Origin of the sequence: Lederbergia citrisecunda, assembly GCF_018343695.1 — a bacterium.
Classification (GTDB): domain Bacteria; phylum Bacillota; class Bacilli; order Bacillales; family Bacillaceae_C; genus Lederbergia; species Lederbergia citrisecunda.
Genome location: NZ_JAGYPJ010000001.1, coordinates 2320526 through 2344163 on the forward strand (window position 1 = coordinate 2320526; position 23638 = coordinate 2344163).

A 23638-nucleotide genomic window follows, 5' to 3' on the forward strand; every position below is an offset into this window, starting at 1 on the left:
CAAAATAAAAACACCCACATCACATAGGTGCTTGTTCTTCCGGTTGTTCTTCCGGTTGCCCTTCCTGCTGCGCTTGCATCATTTGCGCTTTAATTTGTTCTTGTACTTCTGGTGGTGCCGACATAAAGGCTTGCTGTTCTTCAGGCGACAATTGCTGAATCATTTGATCAAACATATCGTCTTGCTGTTGTTCAGCTTCTTCCTGTTTCTCCTGAATGGATTTTAATAAGCGATCCTTGAATGGAATAACATTCTTTGGTGCAAACAACAGATATTGTTCTAAATCGATATGCCCCATATCAAAAAGCTTATCAAGCGAAGTCATCATGAGTGATTCACTGTAACTAGAAGATGGTCCAATATCGATTTTTAACCTCATATCAATGTCCTTATAGTCTGAACCATTGAACTCTTGGCTATATTCTTCACCATCTTCATCTTCAAGAGCAATCATGCGAGTAGTGTTATAGTAAACTTTCCAAAACTCTGACCACACTAAGCCAACGTCTTCCATAGCTTGATAGAAACGACGCTTAATAGATTCAATTGGAACGCCTGCCGCCTTTTGTAAGAGCATGATGGCCGTTGCGTTTAATTGGGAAGTATTTTGTTCACCAAGCGCATTTTCATTCGCTCCAGTTATGGCTTTCGTGTAGGTCATGAAGCTATCTACTAGCATTGGAGCATCCCCTGAAATATTCCCAGGGTTCATATACTGAATTGAATTATGAATAGATGCCCCCGATTGACCTTGAACATTAATCACTTCACCCGGTGTGTTACTGATCGGCTGTCTTACCATCGTTTTATCAACTATCAGCTTTGGCCATCCAGTTAATTGAACAGAAAGTAATTGCATAGCCATTAGGAAGTTAATAGCCTTTTGGTTAGGGATTAATCCTTCTGTATCACCAACACCGAATATAGACTTTTTTCGTCTCTCCCATTGCATAACGACTAGGGGATAACGTTTCAAATTACTGTTTGTTTTAGGCTTAATTACCACACCGCTAGCCACTTTCATAAAAAACACTTGTCCATTTTCTTTCCAGTACTTTGTAAGTACCGTTACCTTGTCATTAGTGGACAATTCTTTTTTAGCCATATCATAAGCCTGATCATTCGTTTCACCATCAGGACGTATCAAAGTTATAATTTCTTTTGATACCTTGCTTTCTTCTGCCTGTTTACGGACATTTTCAACCAATTCCCGATGAGTAATGATAATATATGGTTGATGTTCAACAATTCTATTCTGCGGATTACCAGGAAAGAAATTAACAGGATCAATGACCTCTCCTTGCATTTCACCCATGAATTTCAGTTTATTCCCACCAGTTACAGTTGCATCCCAATAATAATGCCATATGGCTGTGCCAACATTAGAAGCACTTTCGAGAGCTTCTTCGTTCAGTTCACCTTGCTTGATGTTCTCCCATGTACTATCAGCATACTTAGTAAACAAATCAGCCGCTTGCACTTCTGGCGGTTCAATAGTTTCACCTGTTTCTGGGTTTTTTGTTTCCTCATCAGCTTCAAGTGCAGTAAAGACCATTTTAATGTTCTCATTCATGACAGAAGCAACTTTATGATTTTCAATCTGTCGAATAATGTTGAAAACAGGTCTAGGAAGATTTTTTGTTTTATCCGTCGGTGCTGGCCACTGATCACCCGCCTTAAATCTTTCATATTCTGCCCAGCTCGACAGAAATCCCATTTGTTTCTTATACTGCAAGCCTTCTTTATACTGCTTTTCTACAGTACTGGCTTGTTCGAGGATAGAATCTAGCTTTGCCATTTACTCACCTTCCTTCCTGCACACCATTCACCCATTCATCAAGAATATTTGCTACATCATCTTCTTGTTTTGAATCCAAAATAGGTTGAATAGGATTTTCCATAGTAGGCGGCTCCTGCTTTGCAGTTTGAATCTGCCACCTTAATCCTAGTTGCACACTTTTTAGCACTAAAAAACCCACGACAAAGGCTGTCAATGGGATGCATAAGGATAATATGATTGTCATAGTTACCACTCCATGTATTCATGTTCCGGTTCTTCAGTATTGAACATCCAGTGAGGTTCGTCTTCTGGATCAACTGGTAAATCTGCGTAGAAATAATATAGTCTATTTAAGGCTTGGCTCATAGAGTCTACATCATCATCATTTTTTCCATTAGGGAACGAAGCACATTCTTCTACAAAGTCATGTACCCATTCAGCATGACGAGGGATAAATACATTCCCTGCTTCGATATACGGAGATACAGCGTTAACCCTCGCAACCTTACCACCTTGCGGATTAATACCGATAATACCACCTATTTTATTTTGTAACATCGATATGATCGCTGGACCATTAGCCTTATCTTCAACCAATATCGCACTAACATTCGGATGTTTCTTTTTCATGTTCATAATTGCTTGTAATGTAGTAGGGAAATTCATTCTTGCTTTTACTCTGTCTTTTAAAAATGAGTTAGCTCCAACCTTTCCCCATACTTGAATTGAAACGTAATCCGAATCGTCTTTATCTTTAAACGTTGCATCTACACTCATGATCTCAATTGCTAGCGTTGGGAGCTTATTGTAATACTTCCACCATTCACGCTTCAGGATATTACCTTCTTGCGATGTGGGTCTACCCTGATATAACGAGTTAAAGGATGAAGGGTACCTTTCCCTTTCCTCAATGAAAGCTTTTCCGTATCGCTCTGGCCATAAAGCTTCTCCAAGTTCGCGACCTAGAATATCATTTTCCTCTGCTTTTAACGGAAAGTTATATACTTGCCAGTTCAAAGGCTCTCCATATTCAGGATTAAGTAAGCGACCTTGCAGATCATCCTCATGCCATCGAGTTAATATAAGAATAACAATTGCCCCAGGATGCAAACGAGAAGAAAAAGAGTCTATCCATTCTTCCCATATTTTATCTCGGAGTGTCTGGCTGTCTGCTTCCTCACGGTTCTTGATAGGGTCATCAATTATCATGAGGTCTGCACCTTGTCCAGTGATACCAGATAACGCCCCTCGGCTAATCATTCCACCAATGTTGTTATCCAACGACCATTCATCATGTGCCGAACTGTCCTTCGCAATCTCAATATCAAATAACTCTTTTCCAAATTGCCGCACCTTTTCTTTATTCTTCTTACCGAACCTACGAGCAAAGGTGTCATTATAGGAAATTTCAATTACTCTATCTTCTGGAAAGTGGCCTAAGTAATAACTCGGTGCAGTCTCAGTAATCGTCATTGACTTACTGTGACGCGGTGGCATGTTTATTGCAATGTATTGAGTTTCTGAGGGAATTAACCCATCCTGCATCTTCTTTTTCTTATCTATGGCTGCTTGAATAACGTTAGTAATATATTCAATGTGTGGAGCTGTCTTATATCTACCTTCGTGAGTGTATATGACATAATCCAAATAATTCTTTCGGGCGAGTTCCTTTTTTACCTCATTCAGAGTTGGAAGTCTTAGAGAGGATCTCTTCAAGTTGCTTCAACTCCTCTACAGACAAATGACTAAGTTCATCGGTAGTTTTAATGTTATGTGTAGTTTCTCCGCTTGTTTCAATAGAAGACTTATCTTCCCACCCAAAATTATTTTTCAGGTTGAACATTACACCAGTTGCAATTTTAGGTTTCCATAGCGATTCTTCTACAAACATTTCAATTTTCGCTTTAGCTGCGCGTATCGTGTCAATAAACTCGTCACGTTGTTCGTAATTAAGCAAAGTCTGTCTGTTAGTTCCCAAATAATACGCAAGTCCAGAAATGGTATACGGACGTGGGTTTGGTACTTCTATCGGCTCTCCTGATTTTGTGAAGTGTATTTCCGTCCTACTATCACAGGAATCGAAATACGCCCGGATCATTTCATCCAGTTCTGCAGCACTTTCAAATTTTAATGGTCTACCTATATTGTTCTTCACATCATTCACCGCCTCCATTAAAAAAAGCACCCCATCTAATTAGACAGAGTGCTTTTAATAATCATCCCACAATATCACAATATCACTTAAAAACGAACAATCCAAGGCGTTTTTCTTCCTTTTTACCTCCCGAATTCGGACATTTAAATAAGATTTAACGCATCAGCCACAACGGCAATCATTTCACCTTTTAACCTGTAATATCTTTTCTCGTTCAATCCCATATCACTATAAACATCTGTATCATATTTCCCTTGTATGTATCTTTGTTCCCATATTTCTTGTTGTTCCTTTTTTAAAGATTCATATACAAGAGATAGTTTTCTTCGAGTGATCACGTATTCTTCGATTTCCTGATTGGCGATTGCAAGGCGTTCTGTTTCACTGTGAAATTGATTCCCTCTTTGTGATTCACTTGCTTGATAGTTTGCTGTCATTCTAGGCTCCAGGTCTAGCTTCTTCGATTCAATGATTGCTTCTATGTTTTTATAGCTACTCATTAGCTTCTCTGCCTTGCGCCTTGATTCTTTAGTTAAGTTAGTGTTGAAGAAAGCTAACTGCACACAATCACCCCTTATCTTTATGCACATCTTCCGCTAGCTGCTTGATTGCCATTTTGTCATATCCAATGTTAAATTCCTGTTGATTGACTTGTTCCTGCAATTTGTCAACCCGATCCCATAGATGAGACGTAACAAACATTAGCCCTAGTAATACTAATCCGAGTAATGCAATGCATATGGTCGTCATTTATTCGTTTCCTCCATCCCTTTCAAAAAGTGTTCATGGATTTTCCAAGCTGTTTTCTCTCCGATACCTGGAATATCTTCTAACGTTTGCATCCTTTCACTCAAAAACTTGTGGAAGATGTCCGTTGCTTCTTGATAACCTGCTTGTTTGCCTTGTTCATGCGCTTTTTGAAATACCGGATTGCGTTTGGTTTTTGGTTTTAGGTGGTAGGCGTTCATCTTGATTCCCTACCTATCTCTGCAAGTGCATGAAATGTATTTCGTTTGACATCCTCAAGTAGTTTAAATACTTCATGAGGAGAATGCCCCTCATCAACAAGTCCGGCCATGCCTGCGACAATCAACTGTAAATTTAAGTTAGAATCTAGTTTTCTTTTAAAATCATGAGCACTCATTGCAGATCGTCCTCCAACTCCCCTTAATCCTCTTATGGCTGCCTTCACCATTACGGACCATCTCACCGCATTTATGGCAGATGCCTTTATATTTCAATGGATTCACTCCTTCGCTTTTTATTCGAAGTGCGACATATCTTTATTTGATTTTTAATTCTCTTTGACAAGTCCAACAGATTGGTTGTTCGTGTTTAAATCCACTAAAATTCCATACAATAGCTTGGTCTGTTTGAATACCGCAAGGACAATTTTTCAGTTCATCAGTTTCTTTAATTATCACCATTAATAACTACCTCCTGTGTCGCATTTTAAGTCTACTCTTCATTATCACTGTTATAGCTAACTAAGGCAGGGATGAGTAAAGCCCATAAAGCACCGATTTTTCCGGTAACTATGATAGCTACACTTATTGCGATTGCTGATGAAATCCATATAAAAGCGTACGCAGTTGTTCCTTTCATTGAATTAACCTCTCCTCACGTCAGTAATTGTGTCAAAACTTCATCACTCCACCAAAAACGCTACTAAGCTATTCCCATCATCTTTCCTGCGCTTGGCATATGATGGAGTGGTCATAAATCGAATCGTGTTTTCTTTCACACCTAAGTGTTCAGCGCATTCTTTTAGAGTACCTACCGTGACGAACTCATCGCCGCGGTAGATTCCGTATATTTTTTCTTTTTTCACAGCAGATCACTTTCTTTAACGAAAACCCCATTTATCATCTTGCCTGTACGAAATCGAATTTCTTCGTATGTCATTTCAACACAGTCTTTTATGTCTAAACCTAGTTGCATAGATAAGATTTTTAACACCACATACATATCTCCAATGGAGTCGATTACTTGAGCTTCATTCCCCTTCACCATCCCTTGGCATAACTCCCCAAACTCCTCACCAAGCTTCAACATCTGTTTATTAGGATCAGCCGTATGCAAGTTTCTTTCCTTTGCCCACTGTTCAATTTTTGCTGTTAAATGATTCATATCCATAACCTAACTAACTCCTTCAACGCGGCATTTTCTTTTTGGTAGTTTTGCATTTTAATATTTAGAGACTGTAAGGCATAATCTTTATTTGTAATCTCATAATCCTTTTCAATTATCTGACGTTGCAAAGTGATGGTTTCATTTTCCAAATCTGAACAGGCAGACTTTAAATTTTCTAATTCTGAATTATCTTCCACTTTTGCTAATGTCAATCTAGAAGTTAAATCTTCGTTTTCTTTTTTCAGTTCCTTGAGTTCGGCAATAGCTTGTTTTAATTCTTTATCAAAAGTTTGAATTGGCGCTTGCTTAAATTCGCGCTTTTCCTTTTTTACTTCCGCAGCCGGACCCTTTCTTAACGACAAATTAGTAATTTCGTCTTTTGTTAGATTTTCTTTTTTCCATTTACTAAGGCTAACATTGTTCATTCCGTACCTACCCATAATCCTACGATCTGTCCAGCCGTCTTTCTTATGATTTATATACAGTTCCTTTGTGAGTTTGTGATACAAAATTCCGTCATGTAAAACAGTTGCACTGCTAGTCATTTCACTAATTCCTCCCCTTTAATTGAATTAATGGCCCACTTCAAATAAACAGCTGCTTTTTCTAAATCCTGTACTCCGTTCTTATGTTGATATCGCGATACATATTTCATGACGTTACCGACACAATAGCCTTCAAATAATTCTTTCGTGAGTTTGTCCTTGATGTAGTCAATTACTTCGATATTTCCAACGGTGTAATGGCTTGGCTGATTTACGGCATCCTCAAAATTAATATTTGCGTTATACACTTTATTGATTTCTTGCAATCTGTTCAGCCTCCCTAACCAATGTCCCGCACCATATTTCATCCAGTTGCAAAACCTTTTCCAATACTTCCGTTCCATCTTCATAATCCCCAACATGCAATGTTGTAGAATGACCATCCGTTGAAAACATTCTAGTTTCATTGAACTTAATATTTTCTATCTTTTTGCTTTTTAATGACCTGCTCAGTTCTCCGATTACAATAGATTGCTTGTTTGTTTTAGAATCTTTAAATAAAGCAAATCTAATCCTTGCAGGAAATTTCACCATTTTATTTAAACTAACTAAAAAATCTGCTTCGAAATTTTCTTTTTGATTCACGCCGCATCCTCCCCCTTAACCTCATTTTCTTCAAAACGGTAAATCATCATCCTTAATATCAACAGACTGTGCATCATTCACAAATGGATAATCGCTGTTTGTTTGATTGGTAGTTTGATAGTTTCCTTGCTCCTTCTTTGTATCAAGGAACTGAACACTTTCAGCGACTACTTCTGTCACATATACACGTTTTCCGTCCTGTCCATCATAGTTGCGAGTTTGGATTCGTCCATCTACCCCTGTAAGAGAACCTTTTTTCAAGTAATTAGCTGCGTTCTCTGCTGACTTTCTCCATACGACGATGTTTATAAAATCTGCTTCGCGTTCTCCCTGCTGATTGGTAAAAGTACGATTAACAGCTAAGGTAAATGTTGTTACCGGAACACCATTAGGCGTGTATCTTAAATCAGGATCTTTTGTCAATCTTCCAACAAGCACGACTCTATTCATATTGATTACCTACCTTCACTTTATATAGTTCTTCCAGTTCTTCATCTGTCATCTTTTCTAATGCTTCTTCGATGTATTTTGTAGACATCATGATTTGCCATATCATGTAGTCTCGTTCTTTCACTGGTTTCAATCTCCCTCTTGTGATATGGATTTGATAATGTCTTTTAGAGCATTTCTGGCTCCTGCATAAGTCTCAGCAATTCCTCGCCATGTAATGTAGTCGCCTTCATATTCAGCCGCTTTAGTTAATTGAGCACCTTTTGATATTCTAGAAAGATATTGGGCATCTACTCCGGTTTTGCCCTCATCTCTCATTTTCTTGTACTCTTGGCCTTGGGCGATTTCTGCCATTCCTTCGTAATATTTTTGTTGTTTTTTATGAAATGCAGCTATGTTCCAAGCTTGCCTTTCGGCTTTCGTGTAAAGATATTGCAATTTCCCTATTTCATATGGAGCTAGATGATCCATACGATTATCTAACTCTTGGATTTCTTTAATTACATTTTCATGAGATTGCTCATATCTATTCAGCTGATCCATTCAGTTTTTTAGCCTCCTTTTCCATAAATTCTTCAAAGGCTTCTTCAGTAGTGTTTGGAATTAGATTTCCTAAAAACAAATCATATTTATCACACCAGTAGAATGGCCCGTACAATGATTCATGAAGTTTTTCCAATCGTTTTCTGATATTCTCATTTTTGTGCGGGCTGTTCTCACCTCGGTGATGTTCGGAGCAAAGGAATCTGATGTTTCGCCACTGGCCACGACCTCCATCACTCCGAAACTTAACATGATGTGCTTCAAGTCCTGCTGTCGTCCCACACAAGAAGCAATATTCTCCATGCTGCCTTAGTGCTTCGTTGTATTCTTTTGAAGTAATACGTCCTCTTGTGGAACGTTTGGGAATTAATCGATCTTTATATATTTCAGGTTTCAATGGTTGGTGTCTCTTCTTTTTCTTTTTTGGGTACCTTTTCTTTTTTGGTGATGGTTTCTCTTTAACGTTTAATTGTTCCGCTTTTGAATAAGGACGAAAACTCATATTGCAACAATTCCAAATTTCGCTCTAGCTTCAGCGATTCTAATAAGATTCCGTTGATGCTCCTGTTCCAATAGACATTTTCTGATGTATCTTATATTTTCAGATGATTCACAAAGGCAAACTTCTACCACTGTCACTCCAGGGAACAATTCTTTGTAATATCGTCCCATCCCCCTGCATTTAGAACACATGTTTACCACCCCTTCAAGCGATAGTCTTTTCCTTCAAATTTGATTAATCTTGTTCCATTCATCATCCTGCTTACGATCCTGCCGCCATGTGTTCCGTATTTATAAGCAAGTTCTTTACTTCCTAGATTCGTAGTGAAAACATTAGGCTTGTCTATACGAGAATTGATGATTTGAAAGATTCTATCCGCTGCCCAAGATTCTTTCCCTTCGTCATTTTTTACGTACTCAGCTCCTAAATCATCTAGTATTAAGAGATCCGCATCCTTGCAAGCTGTTAAAATATCAGACTCTTTATATTCGCTATTTCCATAAGAGCCTCGTAATACGTTTAGGAGTTCAGGCATCGTAATGAAAATGACTACTTTCCCTAAATCCCTCACTCTTTTTGTTATCGAGAAGGCAAGGTGTGACTTTCCCAAACCATAAGAGCCTTGTAACAATAAACTGTTATAGCCAGTTAAATCATTAAAATGATTCGCGAACCACTCACATTTTTCTTTTGCTATTTTGGTTAAATCGTTCTGCGGTTCATAGTTATTAAAAGTAGCTTTATCTAAGTCGTCAGGAATAAGCGAGTATTTTTTAAAGATGATATCTGCTTTCCTCTTGTCCATATCCTCTTTGTAAGCAATGACTTCATCTTGGAGCTTTCTGTCCTCGCATACTAAACAAATACTAATTTCTAAACCATCTCTTTTAATAATGTTTACTTTAGATCCACAACCATCGCATACTCGTTCCCCGATTATTTGAAAGTTAAAAGAGATTGCTGTATTGATCGGTTTCAGTTTTCACACCGCCTTTTTGATTGAGATAGGATTCAAACTTTGTGCCGAATAATGTCTCTGGACGCAAATACATATTCATTTTGTTGTCGCTTAGCCATTCTTTTGTTTTAATGTCGATTACTGTTTTAAAATCATTTAAACGAAAACCTTCGTTCCATCGTGCTTTTATGAGGTCTTTCGTCTTTTTTGTCGCATGACGGTAATTTGTGTTAGCTACATCGTTGAGATAGGTCACTATCTCGACAAAAGGTATATCTAATGTATTATTAGTTGTATTATTAATTACTGTATTATTATCTTTAAACTTATCTTTAATAGGGGTATTAAACTTTTCTTTAATAGGGACATTAACTATTCTTAAATACCTATTAAAGATTTCTTTGCTACCATCTTTGTATTGGATTTCAGAGGTCAGATAACCATTGTCTACCAACTGGTTAATCCATTTAGATATAGAAACCTTGCTGACACCATATAGATCTGCAAAGTAAGAGTTACTTGCCCAGCAGTAACCTTTTTCGTTACATAGGGCAGTAATCTCTCCGTAAAGGAGTTTCGCGTTAGGCGTTATCTCTTGGTCATATCGAACATTAGCGGGAATTATCGCATAGTAGCTTTTTTTCAAAATATACACTTCCTTCCGTGTTGACTAAGCACGGTTTCAATTTCATCCCACTTTTCTCTAAAACTGTTATACTTATTTTTGGAAAATGGATTAAAAGGAACATAGACGCCATATTTTTTGTCTTTTATGTAATTTGGACTCATTATGAAAAAATGGGCATCTCCGTCATCCTCTAATCCAACTAGAATGACTAAGTCACATGTTTTTTCTAGGAGTTTTCTGGTCCTTCCAGTTCTCAATCTAACCCTTGTATCCGAAACAATATTCTTATTGCCTGACTTCTCCGAGAGTGCGAAGTAAAATCTATTTCCTTCATGTAAAGAAGAAGTCTTTACTTCGATTCTCAATTTCTCGTTTACTAGCAAATCAAAAGGGCTTAGCTTGTCATGGTCGTTCATGTTAACGACATCATATCCTCTACTTCTCAACTCTTTTTCGACCAACTCTTCACCGATTTCACCAAGCGTTTTTCTAGCGTGTATTCCAAATTCATTTCTTTTTTTAACAACAGTAGTCCGATCAAGGTTATACATTTCCGCAATCACTCTATCTGTTTTTCTTAAATCGGTATAGAGATGGCGTAATGTCTTGGCATCAATACTTCTCCATGATTTCCTTATTTTCATCATCCCCTATCGACAAACGTTGCTGTCATTCTGCTTTTTGACAACATCTTCAGACGGAGTTCATTATTTCAGTGGTAAATTCAACAGATTTTGAATATTTCCACTTCTATCGACGGCATTTTTCGCACATTACACCAAAAATAAAAGCTATTTCCTCTTCATTTCACTTGCGATATAGCCAATGACGTACCACACGAAAAGGATCAGCCCAGGATAACCTATCAGCCACATACCACGTTCAAATTCGGTCATACTATCACCCTTTCTAACAGCATTTGCAGTCATGAGAACTGTATAATCAATGAATATCGACAGCATTTTTCGCAATAAACTTTAAAAAATATAGCCATTTCGGCTAATTACTGGAGGGAGCAATCAAGCCCCCTTATTCCCCTTCTTATTGACATTTTGGATCCATATCATCAATTGCTCGATAACAGCATCGGCTTGGACCATATTCAACCTTGTAACGTCATCAATCTTTAACACCTTGTAAACCGCCTCTACAGACTGATTGCGAGCCTTGGCAAATTCCATAGCCTTTGTTTTAATAATGCCGACTTGTTCTGCTGTAATAGGAACGTTCTCAGATTGACTTGTCTCACGTTGCTTCGAATCTATTGATTCACTATTTCGTTCATCTGTTCCGGTATCGGCTTCTGGATCGTCACCAGTAGGAATCATGAAGGCTTTCATTAGCGCATATTTCTGTGCGCCAGTAATCGCCTTATACACAGCCTTATCTCCTGCATCTTGCCCTTCACCAATAGAATGGAACGTAATTTCTTCACCTGAGTCACCATCAATGAATCTGAACTCCATCATTATTGTTGCTATATATTCTGTTTTTCCTTTAGCGTTAATGTGTTCTCTATTTGAATGTGAAACGACATTAGGAATCATCATGATATTTCTAGCAGCCAATTCTTCCCTTACTTTTTCGGAAACATCAGATTCAGTCGCATATTTATAATTGTGAAACTTGTTATGTCCGCGTTTTTGGATATATTTAACTTCTTGCATAACTTCAGCGAGTTTTTTCACAAGCGTTTTAGACAATGTAACTACCTCCTGTTATAATGTCCGTAGAGAGTTTTTTAAGAGGGCCATTCGCAGTGGCCCTTATTCTAATTTCAACGTGAATTTATCTTCACGTTCGATTGCAACGACACCTGGAACAACTTCCCCATCTTCGTTAATCATTTTTCCGTCAACCACTTTATGAGTTTTCTTAATGCCAGCCCAATCAACCGTTTCTTTGATTTTGAAGAATCCGATTTTCCTTGCGTATTCAAGCAGATGTTCTTCGTCCTTTTGAAACTCCGGCTCTTGTTTTTTCAAAGAGATAGATCCATAAGGGAGATTTATTGTTTTCTTAGGCTTTTTACCTGATTCCATTTGCTTTTCGACTTCACTACGAATGTATAGCTCCAACTGGTTTGAATAATGCTCCTGCTTTTCAATGTGTTCTTTTTTCGCTTCTTCGCCCCATGCCTTGATTTTTTCAATCTTTGCTAAAAACGGAGCAATTTGCTTTTCAATGATTGAATCGATGTCCTTCTTTTGGTCCTCAAAAAACGCAATCCTTCTTTGAGCTTCAGCAGCAGTTTCTAAATCATTTACAACGAAAGGCTGAAAACTTTGTTCTTCTTCATGGTTGATTCCTTCAAGCACTTCTTCTATTGCTTTCATTCTTCTTCGTCCTCCTTCTTATTTTCGTTTTCAATTTCCCACTGGATATAATCCCAGGATGGATAGCCAAACGATTCCATATTTTCAATGACTGGGTGATCTCTCAATTTCTCTCACCACCACTTCTACACCAAATTTTTCTTTTGCCTCTTGTTCCCTAACGATTGAAAAAAATTTCACTCCGTCAATTTCACTTGAAAATTCAAAAGGAAATTCTCCATATTCCCTACGTCTGCGAGTCAATTCCAAATCAGCATTTAAAATACCATTGATTCCAACATGACATTCCCACTTACCTAAAGCGGAGGATATGGAAATAATGCCTGTCCCTTCTTTTAAATCATCAATTTTTTTCAGTAACTTTGTAATTGCTACATACCTTTCTTTTTCAGTCATACTCTTTCACTCCTTAAATATTTGATTGAAGTACTTGTCCAAAAACTCAGCCATTTTAGAAGCTTGAAATGTCCAAGTCTGTCCTTTGCTTTTTGGATAAAATACGAATCCCCCAAGATCGGAATCAAGCATTTTACGAAAACGCACAGGAAGCAAAATATTTTCTTTTATCCATTCTGATTTTTTTCCAGTGCGCTGCTCGAGATCTTTCATGGTCCAGTAGACACCCGACAATGATTGCTGCTTTAATTCCTCCAACTCTACTTTTCTAATAAGAACAGAATCTTCCGGAATAGGAATAGCAATACTTACATTTAACGTTTGCATGTTGTATCACTCTCCAAAACTTCGGTAATCTCGAAGTTTTCATCAAAAAAAATTTTGTCAGCTGACAATCCAAAACGGTTCTTGATGAGGTACATTTCATTAGACTTGAACGGTGTATCCCCATTTTCTTTGTTAATATACGTTCTTTTGTCCACTTTTATCAGTTCTGCCATGTCCTGTTGAGTAAGGCCAAAGAACATTCGAAGCCTTTTAAGATTGCTAGTATTACTCAATTTTTTACCTCCTTTTCCAAATCTTAACTTCATGTTACTCGAAGTTTTAATAGAAGTCAACAATAAATTTCAACTAACTCGAAATTTTTTGTGTGAATGTTTGTTATGTATGATAAAATAACTATGATTAATATGTATTTGGAGGTGATAAAGTGAACGAAAAAGAACTCAAAATATTTATAGGAAACAAAATTAGAGAGTATAGAAAGCAAATGAAAATGACACAAAAAGAGCTTGGAGATAGAGCTGGCGTGAAGCATAACACCATAGCAACATACGAGAAAGGACACAGTTCTCCTGATCAGAACGTTATCTTTCTTTTAGCCCAGGCACTAGATCGTCCTGTAGATGACTTTTTTCCTAATCATCGAGAAGAAAAATATCTTAATCAGCTTCCTGAGCTCACAAATGCAAATTTAGACTTCGAGGAATTGCTGTTTTTGAATGAAATAATTGAGAAAACCCTTTCTTTAGAAGGCGAAGAAAGGGCAAGGTTTTTAGAAAGCATTAAATTTACGGTTGAGTATTACAAGAAAATGAACGGCAATTAAGTTAAATAAATTTCAATTTAGTTTCATTAGTTTTTTTTCAAGAGTTTAACAAATTCAATTAACAGTAACAATTCATCATTTGAAATTGCTCTCACCGCCCTTAGTTGAAATATTCCAAAAATGAACTGAATGAGGTGTCTGCTATTTGGCTTGGACAGTCGGTAGATGCCTACTTCGCGAAAGATTAAAAGCAGTTGATATGAGCCAACAAGAATTAGCTGACAAACTTGAAGTCAAAGTACAGCAAATTAACAAATATGTTTTAGACAAACAGAAAATGTCATATCAAACAGCTGCAAATATATCTTTTATTGTCCATTGTGATATGAAAGATTTATACGAATGGATCTGGACCGAGTAGGTTATGATCGAGTAGATTATCTATCTGTCTACTCGCCGACTATATTCAGCCGAACGGCTTAATTTGATTATAGCATGGAAAAATTGTAATAAAACGCGATTTTTGTCACATAATAGTAATTTTTGTTCTATATTTATGATAACATAAAAGGAACATATGTTCTACGTTTTTAGGAGGAAATTTTATGGCGAGCTTTCAAAAGAGAGGAAACACTTGGCAATACACGGTTAGCGCTAAGCCTAAGCCTATTCGAAAAGGTGGATTTCGTACTAAAAAAGAAGCACAAGTAGCAGCAGCTGAAGTTGAAGCCGATTTGCAAAAAGGCATTTTGCCACATTTGAAAATGGAACCAATTGACGAGTATTTTGAGAAGTGGTTAAAAGTTTATAAAACAGATATATCTCAAATAACGCTTAGACGTTATAAGAACACATTACAGACCCTTAAAGACCATTTTGAAGGTAAACCTATACAAAGCATTTCCAAACGCGACTATCAGCAATTTCTGAACGAATACGCCAAAACACACGCAAAGGAATCCACAAGGAAATTAAATGTTCACATTAGGTCTTGTATTAAGGATGCGATTGACGAAGGAATACTAAGAACAGATTTTACACGAGGGGCAATTGTTACTGGAAATGTGGAAGCTAAAAGACCGGAAGAAAAACATCTTAATTATGATGAAAGTCAAAAATTAATAAATGAATTATACAATCGTCTGGACCGATCGCTTGGATATTATTTATTGTTGCTAGGGATAACATCTGGAATGCGGTTTGCCGAAATGGTTGGATTGACAAGAAAAGATTTTAATTTCAAAACGAATGAAATAACCATCAACAAAACATGGGATTACAAAACGGGTACAGGATTTACCAAAACCAAAAACGATCCATCTAATCGCATAATCAAAATGGACGATGACACCATGAATGCTTTTAAGGATTTATTTAAAAAATTGCCATCAAATATTCACGGGCTCGTTTTTTTTAGTCCAGGCAATAATAAAAATGTGCTCACTAACGAAAATGTAAATAAAATTTTAAAAAGAACTCTTACGGATTTAAAAATTAATCCAATCAGCGTACATGGACTTAGACATACTCATGCCAGTATCTTGCTTTATAGGAAAATTTCTATTTATTACGTGTCCGAAAGACTTGGACATGCCAGTATCGACACCACTCAACGCCACTATGCACACGTCATTAAGGAACTCCGAGAAGAAGACACGAACAATACAATTACTATTTTTAAAAATATTCGTGCGTGCTAATCACATGTGTAAAATATGTGTAAAAAATAATCTTTTTCAATCGGTTCTAATCAAATTCTCAAAAATAAAAAAACACCACAAAAGCTTTATTTCAAAGCATTTTGAGGTGTTTTCCAATTCGTTAATCTTGACCAAAAGAGACTACATAACGCCCTCGGAGGGAATCGAACCCCCAGTACAAGAACCGGAATCTTGCGTGTTATCCGTTACACCACGAGGGCATATTTTTTAATCGTACGATAAAAAATTATATGATAAAAAGTTGACTATTGCAAGCAATTTACGTTTATTATTGTTAGATCTGGTAAATATAATATGATATAAGTAAAGCGCAAGCACCTTGCTAATCGACGTAAAACTTTAAGTTCCAAGACTAACGATATAAGGAAAAGGACAGGAAGTTTGCTAGAAGATGGCTGATTGTGCTAGACAAATAATGAAGGTGAATCATTTGACCTTTATTGACCATCAATGTATGATGTAAATACATAATGTAATATTGCCAAATAGGCGATAAAAGGAGGAGAACATTTTGCATTTAATACCTACAGTTATTGAACAAACAAACCGCGGAGAACGTGCATACGATATTTATTCTAGGCTATTGAAAGATCGTATCATCATGCTTGGTAGTGCTATTGATGATACTGTTGCGAACTCAATCGTTGCTCAGTTGTTATTCTTGGAAGCAGAAAATCCTGAAAAAGATATTTATCTCTACATTAATAGTCCTGGTGGAAGTATTACTGCAGGAATGGCGATTTACGACACGATGCAATTTATTAAGGCTGATGTACATACCATCTGTATTGGTATGGCGGCATCCATGGGTGCATTTTTACTTGCAGCTGGAGCAAAAGGCAAACGTTTTGCCCTTCCAAACAGCGAAGTAATGATTCACCAACCGCTTGGTGGAGCACAAGGTCAGGCAACTGAAATTGAGATTGCAGCCAAACGTATTCTCCACATGCGCGAAAAATTAAATAAAATTCTTGCAGAGCGCACTGGACAACCAATGGAAGTGATCCAACGCGACACTGATCGTGATAATTTCATGACCGCTGAAAGAGCAAAAGAATATGGATTAATTGACCATATTATTCAACGCCATGATGATTTGTCTAAAAAGTAAAAAAGGGAAAATGATTTGATCCCTTAAATTAAGCAGGTGAAAAACATCACCTGCTTTTTTATTATTTTGGCACCACTAAAAAGGCAATACCCTGATTGGGGGGCGTTCGTTAGACGAATTTGCATGGCTTAAGACCTCAATATCCCTTTTGAGGACGTTCGTCAGGCGAAATTACATGGCTCAAGACCTCAATTACCCGATTGAGGACGTTCGTCAGGCGAAATTACATGGCTTAAGGCCTCAATTACCCTTTTGAGGCGGTTCGTCAACCAAATTTGCATGGCTTAAGACCTCAATAACCCTTTTGAGGTCTTGAGCCAACCAAATTTACATGACTCAAGGCCTCAAAGCAAAATGAAAAAAAAGAAGAGATCAAAATCTCTTCTTTTTTCATACTTCTTGAAATTGAATATTGTGGAGCCTTGAGAATAACCCACCTTGGTTCACTAGCTCTGTATACGTTCCATCCTCAGCAATACCGTCCTCTGTTACAACAACTACTCTATCTGCATCTCGAATAGTTGCTAAACGGTGAGCGATGACTAATGTCGTTCTATTTACCGCTAGTTCATTCAATGCTTGTTGAATGATTTTTTCCGTTTCTGTATCAAGGGCAGAGGTTGCCTCGTCCAAAATTAAGATAGGTGGATTTTTCAAAAACATTCTTGCGATGGCAAGACGTTGTTTTTGTCCTCCAGACAACTTTAAGCCCCGTTCCCCTATTTGTGTTTCGTAGCCATCTGGTAATGACGCAATAAAATCTTCTAAATGGGCTTTACGCGCCGCATCTCGAATTTCCTCTTCTGTTGCATTTCTTTTTCCATAGGCAATGTTTTCGCGGATTGTACCTGTAAATAAAAAGACATCTTGTTGGACGATTCCAATCTGTGAGCGAAGTGAGTGCTTCGTCATATCTCGAATATCAATGCCATCGATGGAAATGGAGCCTTCTGTCACATCATAAAAACGAGGAATTAAAGAACAAATCGTCGTTTTTCCTGCTCCAGACGGTCCAACAAAAGCAATCGTTTCGCCAGCACGTATTTTTAAATCAATGCCTTCAAGTACCGATTTATGGTCATCATAATGGAAATGCACATCATTAAATTGAATGTCACCCATCAACCCTTTTATATTTTCGGCATTTGGGCGATCCTTAATCTCTGGTTCTTGTTCAATTAGTTCTAGGAATCTCTTAAATCCAGCCATTCCTTTCGGATATAACTCTAGTAGCGCACTGATTTTATCAACTGGTTTGATCAACACATTGACATACAATACGAAACTGACAAGCTCCCCGTAAGTAAGGCTTCCTTTAAAACTAAACCACGCACCTACGACTAAAACTAATAGAGTAACTAAACGGGTCATCATATATATGCTGGAATGTGTTACAGCCATAACTTTATATGCGATTAGCTTTGCTAAACGGAAGCTTCCATTATCCTTTTTAAAACGATTAATTTCAAATTCTTCATTTGTAAAAGATTGGACAACACGAACGCCGGATACGCTGTCTTCCACCCTTGCATTTACATCGGCAATTCGGCTGTACATATTCTTCCATGCATTGTTCATTTTAATATTGCAATACGTAACAAGCCAAATAAGGAAAGGAATCATGATGATTGCAATAACGGCAAGCTCAGGATTAATATTAAACATGATGACAAATGCCCCAACAAAGGTCATGATTGCAATAAAAAAGTCCTCAGGACCGTGGTGGGCAAGTTCACCTATATCAAATAAATCATTCGAAATCCGACTCATAATATGCCCTGTTTTCGTATTATCAAAAAAACGAAAAGATTGACGTTGGACATGGGTAAATAATTGTTCTCTCATATCAGTTTCAATATTGATTCCAAGTTTGTGACCTAAATAACTGACGATATATTGCAAAATCGTGCTAAAAAGGTAGACAAGAAACAAAAGAAAAGCAATGGTTACAATCTTATTCCAGTCTCCCCCTGGCAACAGCTTATCAATAAACCATTGGACCGCAACCGGAAAAGCTAATTCAAGAATCGCCACAAAAACGGCGCTTGAAAAATCTATAATAAATAAGCGTTTATGCGGTTTATAATATGAAAAAAACTTTTTCAACATGTACTGCTTCACCTCCAAAGCTCTTTTCCAACATAGAATTTACTTATGATAAAAATAAAAAGGCAGCCAATGGTAAGTTACATCAGCCGCCCATCATTAGATTAATTTTCACTTTGTACAAATGCTGATAATGTGTCTATTGCTTCTTCCTCATCATTACCATCTGCATAAAGCTTTATTGTTACACCAGGACCAATAGCAAGGCTCATTAATCCCATGATGCTTTTTGCATTTACCTTTCTGCCATCTTTTTCAATAAAAATATCAGCAGCAAAACGACTAGCTTCTTGCACAAATTGTGCAGCAGAACGAGCTTGTAACCCAGTATTTAATTTTACTTCTACTTCTTTTACAGCCAAAGTTCATCTCTCCCTTTAATCATTTATTTTTCTTGATCACCTTTTCGAAGGTTCTCCGCAATGGCATCAATTTTTCTTAAACGGTGATTAATACCTGATTTACTAATCGTCCCACTTGATACCATTTCTCCTAATTCTTTTAACGTAACATCTTGATGTTCAACACGGAGCACCGCAATTTCTCGCAGTTTATCCGGCAAAATATCCAATCCTACTGTTTCTTCAATGTAGCGAATATTTTCTACTTGTCTAAGTGCAGCACCAATCGTTTTATTTAAATTTGCTGTTTCACAATTGACTAGTCGATTTACGGAGTTACGCATATCCCGTACAATTCTAACATCTTCAAACCTCAGCAACGCATTATGAGCACCTACTATATTGAGAAACTCTGTGATTTTCTCCGCTTCTTTTAAATAAGTAATAAAACCATTTTTTCTTTCCAACGTCTTACTATTCAATCCAAAATCGTTCATAAGTTCACAAAGCGAATCATTATGTTCTTTATAAAGAGAGAAGATTTCAAGGTGATAAGATGACGTTTCAGGGTTATTGACTGAACCACCAGCAAGAAATGCACCGCGTAAATAAGATCTTTTGCAACATTTCTTTCTGACTAATTCTTCTTCAATATCATGAACAAAGGTTAATCCTTCGCCAAGAATTTTTAAGTCTCTTAGGATTTTCTCAGCGTCTTTTTTTAAGCGAACAATATATATATTATTTTTTTTCAGTCGCATTTTTTTCCTGACCAGCAATTCAACGTCTGTTTCATATAGCTTTTTTATTAATGTATAAATTCGACGAGCGATCGCCGCATTTTCTGTTTGAACATTGACTATCAAAATCCGGTTAGAAAAAGAAATGGAACCATTCATTTTGATGAGAGCTGAAAGTTCTGCCGTTGCACAACAATCTTTCACTTCGAGGTTCGTCAATTCTTTCTTTGTCTCAGAAGCAAACGACATCCCACCTCACCTCCTTTTCTACACGTGATGCGCTTATATTTGAGCCATTTGATCTGGGCTTTTATTTAAAAGCGAATAAATAATACTTGCCACTTTTTCTGTATTATGTCGAATATACCCATTTTCAAAACTGATGAATTCGTCATATAACACTTCAAGTCCGAGAGAGATTAACCGATCAACGTCAAATAGTACCGGTTGCGCTAGCTCTTCCTTATATCGATTTTGTACATCAACAGGAATTTCTTCATTATTTACAAGCACGATGTCAATGAATGGTCTTTTCATATGACTATACAATGCTTCCACATGGTCACTAGCAGTAAATCCTAAAGTCTCTCCAGCTTGAGTCATCAAGTTGCATATATATACTTTTTTAGCTTTTGCATTACATACTTCCTCACCAAGTCCAGGTACGAGTAAATTAGGAAGAATACTTGTATAAAGACTTCCAGGTCCTATTACAATCAAATCAGCTTCACGAATTGCTCGAATGGTTTCAGGAAGTGGTTTAATTACCTCAGGTGTTAAAAAGACGCGATTGATCTTCTTACCGGAAAAAGGGATTTTCGACTCCCCACTTACAATCGTTCCATCTTCCATTTCCGCATGCAGCACGACACTTTGATTGGCAGCAGGTAAAACTTTACCATGAACATTGAGAACACGGCTCGCTTCTTGCACCGCATGAACGAAGTCTCCTGTAATTGAAGTTAAAGCAGCAAGTATTAAATTACCTAAAGAATGACCAGATAGCTCATTCGTCGTGTTAAAGCGATGCTGGAACATTTCTTCTACTAATGGTTCAACATCAGATAATGCAGCTAAAACATTCCTAATATCACCAGGTGACGGAATTTCCATTTCATTTCTAATTCTTCCTGAACTTCCCCCGTCATCGGCAACTGTCACAATTGCTGTAATATCAACTGGTCTTTTTTTTAAGCCGCGCAAAAGTACAGGTAAACCAGTCCCGCCGCCAATTACAACAATTTTTGGCTTTGAATTTTGCTTCATTTAGCTATTCCCTTTCTCTTTTGTATATCTCGGTGGACCACTTGAATTTTGTAGTCCTTCCCATAAAAAGCTCCAATATATTCGGCTAGTGCTACTGACCTATGTTGGCCACCTGTACATCCGATTGCTATGACGAGTTGACTTTTTCCTTCCCTTTTATAAAGTGGAAGCATAAAAGTTAATAAATCAGTTGTTTTGACAAGAAATTTTTGTGTATCATTCCATTTTAAAACATAGCTTGATACTTCCTCATCAAGTCCAGTCTTTGGTCTCATATGATCAACATAATGGGGATTTGGCAGAAAACGTACATCAAAGACAAGATCCGCATCTATTGGAATGCCATGTTTAAATCCAAAGGACATAACATTGACTGTAAAAATGGTTTGTTTATTTGCAGAAAACTCAACTAATATTTTTTCACGCAACTCCATCGGTTTCATCGTCGATGTGTTGTAAATGATTTGAGCACGACCTTTAAGTTCGTCTAGTAATCTTCTCTCCTGCTCAATTCCCTCTAATGGTAAACCTGAAGGAGCAAGTGGATGGGATCTTCGCGTTTCTTTATATCTCCTTACTAATGTAGCATCATCTGCATCAAGAAAGAGGATTTGCGGTGTCACCCAAGTCGAGGCAGATAATTCGTCGATAATCCGGACTAATGTATCGAAAAATTCCCTTCCTCTTAAATCCATTACAAGTGCTACCTTATTCATTTTATTTCCTGATTCCTTCATTAATTCTAGGAATTTTGGCATAAGTGCCGGAGGTAAATTGTCCACACAAAAGAAACCTAAATCTTCAAAGCTGTGGATGGCAACAGTTTTTCCTGCCCCTGACATTCCTGTAATAATAACTAACTGTATTTCATCAGTTGCATTTGGATTCATGCTTCCCCACTCCTATTTTCACTCGAAACGTATTTATTCGTAGTTTCCATTCATATTATTATACTATTTACGATTACGAAATAATAGTGCTTCTTATATAGCAATGTTGAGTCAAAAAAAAATAGCACAGGCTAGGCCTATGCTCTAAGAAAGGGATATTGTATAAAAAGGGGGTCAATATCTCATGATTATACTGTACCCGAAAATCATTTCATTACTGTTACAATTTGATTAAGTCGTGATTACTTTTTTTGATTCTGTTAACCAAGTATGTTGATTTCCTCCCCAATCAACGAAGAAGAAATCAAACATTAGGTTTAACAATTATTTTATAAAATGAAATAGTACGACCCCTTTATGAGTTTCCCTTATAAATTAATTCTGAACAGCTAAATGCTCTTTTACATTTTCAATATACGCTTGAGCGCTTTGGGCGGCGATACTTCCGTCACCGGTAGCTGTAACAATTTGACGTAAAAGTTTTTCACGCACGTCCCCAGCTGCAAAAATACCAGGGATTTTTGTTTCCATATTTTCATTCGTCTCAATATATCCATTAGCATTTGTAATACCCAATTTTGCCACTGGTTCTGTCAATGGATCCATTCCGATATAAATGAAGACACCATCTGTTTTAAACTCTTGCTCTTCTCCATTTTTCGTGGATACAAGAGTAACAGATCCGACTTTCCCGTTTTCTTCATTTACTTCCTTGACAGTATGGTTCCAAATAAATTCTACTTTCTCATTGGCGAACGCACGGTCTTGTAAAATCTTTTGGGCACGTAATTCATCACGACGATGAACGATGGTCACTTTATTCGCAAATCTTGTTAAATAAACACCTTCTTCAACTGCGGAATCCCCTCCGCCAACTACGACAAGATCTCTACCTTTAAAGAATGCACCATCACATACCGCACAATACGATACTCCTCGGCCTGTTAATTGCCCTTCACCTTGAACTCCCATTTTTCGGTATTCGGCACCAGTCGTAATGATTACTGCAAATGCCTTATATTCTTTCGTACTTGTTTTGACAATTTTATATGGATTGCCATCGATGACTTCCTTAATATCGCCATAGGCATATTCAGCACCGAATTTTTTAGCATGATCAAACATTTTTGTTGAAAGCTCTGGTCCAAGTATATGGTCAAATCCAGGATAGTTCTCAACGTCTTCCGTGTTAGCCATTTGACCACCGGGAACACCACGTTCAATCATTAAAGTCGATAAATTGGCACGCGAAGAATAAACTGCAGCAGTCATACCTGCTGGCCCAGCGCCAATAATAATTACATCGTAAATTTTATTCTCTGACATTGTTGTAAACACCCCTTCAGTGTACAAAACAGTTCATTATTTTTACTATTTCCTTACATCTATCGTATAAAACAA

General features: G+C 37.2%; 39 protein-coding genes and 1 tRNA gene. 4 read left to right on the forward strand and 36 right to left on the reverse strand.

From position 1 onward, the window contains the following. Positions 1–19: 19 nt before the first annotated feature. The 29 genes from KHA93_RS11645 to KHA93_RS11775 form a co-directional block, all read right to left on the reverse strand. On the reverse strand, positions 20–1798 hold the full coding sequence (locus KHA93_RS11645) for a portal protein (RefSeq protein ID WP_213110880.1): 1779 nt from the start codon (positions 1796–1798) through the stop codon (positions 20–22). Between the two features lie 4 nt (positions 1799–1802). Next, entirely contained in the window at positions 1803–2024 is a 222-nt protein-coding gene (locus tag KHA93_RS11650; RefSeq protein WP_213110881.1) for a hypothetical protein, read from the reverse strand. A 2-nt stretch (positions 2025–2026) separates the two neighbouring features. Then, complete coding sequence (gene terL / locus KHA93_RS11655) at positions 2027–3496, reverse strand: phage terminase large subunit (protein WP_213110882.1); 1470 nt, start codon at positions 3494–3496, stop codon at positions 2027–2029. After that, complete coding sequence (locus tag KHA93_RS11660) at positions 3459–3935, reverse strand: terminase small subunit (RefSeq protein ID WP_213110883.1); 477 nt, start codon at positions 3933–3935, stop codon at positions 3459–3461. Before KHA93_RS11660 ends, terL begins: the two co-directional genes overlap by 38 nt. 143 nt (positions 3936–4078) lie before the next feature. Next, positions 4079–4498 carry an ArpU family phage packaging/lysis transcriptional regulator gene (locus KHA93_RS11665; protein ID WP_213110884.1) on the reverse strand — a complete coding sequence of 140 codons (420 nt, stop codon included), beginning with the start codon at positions 4496–4498 and terminating at the stop codon, positions 4079–4081. Between the two features lie 4 nt (positions 4499–4502). Then, entirely contained in the window at positions 4503–4685 is a 183-nt protein-coding gene (locus KHA93_RS11670) for a hypothetical protein (protein ID WP_213110885.1), read from the reverse strand. Continuing rightward, positions 4682–4903 (reverse strand): hypothetical protein, encoded by a 222-nt coding sequence (locus KHA93_RS11675; RefSeq protein ID WP_213110886.1) that lies wholly within the window; start codon positions 4901–4903, stop codon positions 4682–4684. Before KHA93_RS11675 ends, KHA93_RS11670 begins: the two co-directional genes overlap by 4 nt. Continuing rightward, positions 4900–5145, reverse strand: coding sequence for a hypothetical protein (locus KHA93_RS11680; protein WP_349772280.1), 246 nt, complete (start codon positions 5143–5145; stop codon positions 4900–4902). The genes KHA93_RS11675 and KHA93_RS11680 overlap by 4 nt, the downstream gene beginning before the upstream one ends. 73 nt (positions 5146–5218) lie before the next feature. Next, entirely contained in the window at positions 5219–5362 is a 144-nt protein-coding gene (locus KHA93_RS11685; RefSeq protein ID WP_213110887.1) for a hypothetical protein, read from the reverse strand. Positions 5363–5393: 31 nt separating this feature from the next. Beyond that, positions 5394–5540: a hypothetical protein gene (locus KHA93_RS11690; RefSeq protein WP_213110888.1), complete on the reverse strand. Its 147-nt coding sequence runs from the start codon at positions 5538–5540 to the stop codon at positions 5394–5396. Positions 5541–5583: 43 nt separating this feature from the next. Beyond that, on the reverse strand, positions 5584–5766 hold the full coding sequence (locus tag KHA93_RS11695; protein ID WP_213110889.1) for a hypothetical protein: 183 nt from the start codon (positions 5764–5766) through the stop codon (positions 5584–5586). Further along, complete coding sequence (locus tag KHA93_RS11700; RefSeq protein WP_432806313.1) at positions 5763–6071, reverse strand: MazG-like family protein; 309 nt, start codon at positions 6069–6071, stop codon at positions 5763–5765. Before KHA93_RS11700 ends, KHA93_RS11695 begins: the two co-directional genes overlap by 4 nt. After that, the gene (locus tag KHA93_RS11705) at positions 6062–6613 is read right to left on the reverse strand and encodes a hypothetical protein (protein ID WP_213110890.1); all 552 of its coding nucleotides are present in this window, start codon (positions 6611–6613) and stop codon (positions 6062–6064) included. Before KHA93_RS11705 ends, KHA93_RS11700 begins: the two co-directional genes overlap by 10 nt. Next, positions 6610–6879 carry a DUF3310 domain-containing protein gene (locus KHA93_RS11710; RefSeq protein WP_233711131.1) on the reverse strand — a complete coding sequence of 90 codons (270 nt, stop codon included), beginning with the start codon at positions 6877–6879 and terminating at the stop codon, positions 6610–6612. The genes KHA93_RS11705 and KHA93_RS11710 overlap by 4 nt, the downstream gene beginning before the upstream one ends. Beyond that, entirely contained in the window at positions 6863–7198 is a 336-nt protein-coding gene (locus tag KHA93_RS23240) for a hypothetical protein (protein WP_233711132.1), read from the reverse strand. Before KHA93_RS23240 ends, KHA93_RS11710 begins: the two co-directional genes overlap by 17 nt. A 30-nt stretch (positions 7199–7228) precedes the next feature. Continuing rightward, entirely contained in the window at positions 7229–7648 is a 420-nt protein-coding gene (ssb, locus tag KHA93_RS11715) for a single-stranded DNA-binding protein (protein ID WP_213110892.1), read from the reverse strand. Then, positions 7641–7772, reverse strand: a complete 132-nt coding sequence (locus KHA93_RS23520) for a hypothetical protein (protein WP_267917336.1) — start codon at positions 7770–7772, stop codon at positions 7641–7643. Before KHA93_RS23520 ends, ssb begins: the two co-directional genes overlap by 8 nt. Positions 7773–7777: 5 nt before the next feature. Further along, a complete protein-coding gene (locus KHA93_RS11720; protein WP_213110893.1) occupies positions 7778–8191 on the reverse strand; it encodes a hypothetical protein in 414 nt (137 codons plus the stop codon). Beyond that, entirely contained in the window at positions 8175–8693 is a 519-nt protein-coding gene (locus KHA93_RS11725; protein ID WP_213110894.1) for an HNH endonuclease, read from the reverse strand. Before KHA93_RS11725 ends, KHA93_RS11720 begins: the two co-directional genes overlap by 17 nt. Next, positions 8690–8863: a hypothetical protein gene (locus KHA93_RS11730; protein ID WP_213110895.1), complete on the reverse strand. Its 174-nt coding sequence runs from the start codon at positions 8861–8863 to the stop codon at positions 8690–8692. The genes KHA93_RS11725 and KHA93_RS11730 overlap by 4 nt, the downstream gene beginning before the upstream one ends. A 23-nt stretch (positions 8864–8886) precedes the next feature. Next, positions 8887–9498 carry an ATP-binding protein gene (locus tag KHA93_RS11735; protein WP_213110896.1) on the reverse strand — a complete coding sequence of 204 codons (612 nt, stop codon included), beginning with the start codon at positions 9496–9498 and terminating at the stop codon, positions 8887–8889. A gap of 142 nt (positions 9499–9640) precedes the next feature. After that, positions 9641–10297 carry a conserved phage C-terminal domain-containing protein gene (locus tag KHA93_RS11740; RefSeq protein ID WP_233711133.1) on the reverse strand — a complete coding sequence of 219 codons (657 nt, stop codon included), beginning with the start codon at positions 10295–10297 and terminating at the stop codon, positions 9641–9643. Further along, positions 10294–10926 carry a hypothetical protein gene (locus tag KHA93_RS11745; RefSeq protein WP_213110898.1) on the reverse strand — a complete coding sequence of 211 codons (633 nt, stop codon included), beginning with the start codon at positions 10924–10926 and terminating at the stop codon, positions 10294–10296. The genes KHA93_RS11740 and KHA93_RS11745 overlap by 4 nt, the downstream gene beginning before the upstream one ends. A gap of 144 nt (positions 10927–11070) precedes the next feature. Continuing rightward, positions 11071–11241: a hypothetical protein gene (locus tag KHA93_RS11750; RefSeq protein WP_213110899.1), complete on the reverse strand. Its 171-nt coding sequence runs from the start codon at positions 11239–11241 to the stop codon at positions 11071–11073. Between the two features lie 57 nt (positions 11242–11298). Then, positions 11299–11982: an ERF family protein gene (locus KHA93_RS11755; protein WP_233711134.1), complete on the reverse strand. Its 684-nt coding sequence runs from the start codon at positions 11980–11982 to the stop codon at positions 11299–11301. Between the two features lie 63 nt (positions 11983–12045). After that, positions 12046–12615, reverse strand: a complete 570-nt coding sequence (locus KHA93_RS11760) for a host-nuclease inhibitor Gam family protein (protein WP_213110900.1) — start codon at positions 12613–12615, stop codon at positions 12046–12048. Positions 12616–12699: 84 nt separating this feature from the next. Continuing rightward, positions 12700–13011 (reverse strand): hypothetical protein, encoded by a 312-nt coding sequence (locus tag KHA93_RS11765; protein WP_213110901.1) that lies wholly within the window; start codon positions 13009–13011, stop codon positions 12700–12702. 6 nt (positions 13012–13017) lie between these two features. Continuing rightward, on the reverse strand, positions 13018–13338 hold the full coding sequence (locus KHA93_RS11770; protein WP_213110902.1) for a DUF771 domain-containing protein: 321 nt from the start codon (positions 13336–13338) through the stop codon (positions 13018–13020). Then, a complete protein-coding gene (locus tag KHA93_RS11775) occupies positions 13326–13571 on the reverse strand; it encodes a helix-turn-helix transcriptional regulator (RefSeq protein WP_349772281.1) in 246 nt (81 codons plus the stop codon). Before KHA93_RS11775 ends, KHA93_RS11770 begins: the two co-directional genes overlap by 13 nt. 152 nt (positions 13572–13723) lie before the next feature. On the opposite strand from KHA93_RS11775, the gene KHA93_RS11780 reads away from it, so the two are divergent. The 3 genes from KHA93_RS11780 (at position 13724) to KHA93_RS11790 (ending at position 15762) form a co-directional block, all read left to right on the forward strand. After that, complete coding sequence (locus tag KHA93_RS11780; protein ID WP_213110904.1) at positions 13724–14122, forward strand: helix-turn-helix domain-containing protein; 399 nt, start codon at positions 13724–13726, stop codon at positions 14120–14122. 145 nt (positions 14123–14267) lie between these two features. Beyond that, positions 14268–14483: a helix-turn-helix transcriptional regulator gene (locus KHA93_RS11785; protein ID WP_213110905.1), complete on the forward strand. Its 216-nt coding sequence runs from the start codon at positions 14268–14270 to the stop codon at positions 14481–14483. 184 nt (positions 14484–14667) lie between these two features. After that, a complete protein-coding gene (locus tag KHA93_RS11790; RefSeq protein WP_213110906.1) occupies positions 14668–15762 on the forward strand; it encodes a tyrosine-type recombinase/integrase in 1095 nt (364 codons plus the stop codon). Between the two features lie 149 nt (positions 15763–15911). Here the strand turns inward: KHA93_RS11790 and KHA93_RS11795 are convergent. Beyond that, positions 15912–15983: transfer RNA gene (locus KHA93_RS11795), tRNA-Arg, on the reverse strand. A 311-nt stretch (positions 15984–16294) separates the two neighbouring features. Between KHA93_RS11795 and clpP the strand changes: the two genes are divergently transcribed. Beyond that, positions 16295–16894, forward strand: coding sequence for an ATP-dependent Clp endopeptidase proteolytic subunit ClpP (clpP, locus tag KHA93_RS11800; RefSeq protein WP_213110907.1), 600 nt, complete (start codon positions 16295–16297; stop codon positions 16892–16894). A gap of 390 nt (positions 16895–17284) precedes the next feature. On the opposite strand, the gene KHA93_RS11805 is transcribed toward clpP, so the two are convergent. The 6 genes from KHA93_RS11805 to trxB form a co-directional block, all read right to left on the reverse strand. Next, a complete protein-coding gene (locus tag KHA93_RS11805; protein ID WP_213110908.1) occupies positions 17285–19003 on the reverse strand; it encodes an ABC transporter ATP-binding protein in 1719 nt (572 codons plus the stop codon). 101 nt (positions 19004–19104) lie between these two features. Then, on the reverse strand, positions 19105–19362 hold the full coding sequence (locus KHA93_RS11810) for an HPr family phosphocarrier protein (RefSeq protein WP_213110909.1): 258 nt from the start codon (positions 19360–19362) through the stop codon (positions 19105–19107). Between the two features lie 23 nt (positions 19363–19385). Next, positions 19386–20330 (reverse strand): DNA-binding protein WhiA, encoded by a 945-nt coding sequence (gene whiA / locus KHA93_RS11815; protein WP_213110910.1) that lies wholly within the window; start codon positions 20328–20330, stop codon positions 19386–19388. A gap of 33 nt (positions 20331–20363) precedes the next feature. Next, complete coding sequence (locus tag KHA93_RS11820; protein ID WP_213110911.1) at positions 20364–21347, reverse strand: gluconeogenesis factor YvcK family protein; 984 nt, start codon at positions 21345–21347, stop codon at positions 20364–20366. Next, positions 21344–22237, reverse strand: coding sequence for an RNase adapter RapZ (gene rapZ, locus KHA93_RS11825; RefSeq protein ID WP_213110912.1), 894 nt, complete (start codon positions 22235–22237; stop codon positions 21344–21346). The genes KHA93_RS11820 and rapZ overlap by 4 nt, the downstream gene beginning before the upstream one ends. Before the next feature lie 375 nt (positions 22238–22612). Further along, on the reverse strand, positions 22613–23575 hold the full coding sequence (gene trxB / locus KHA93_RS11830) for a thioredoxin-disulfide reductase (RefSeq protein ID WP_349772350.1): 963 nt from the start codon (positions 23573–23575) through the stop codon (positions 22613–22615). Positions 23576–23638 lie beyond the last annotated feature (63 nt).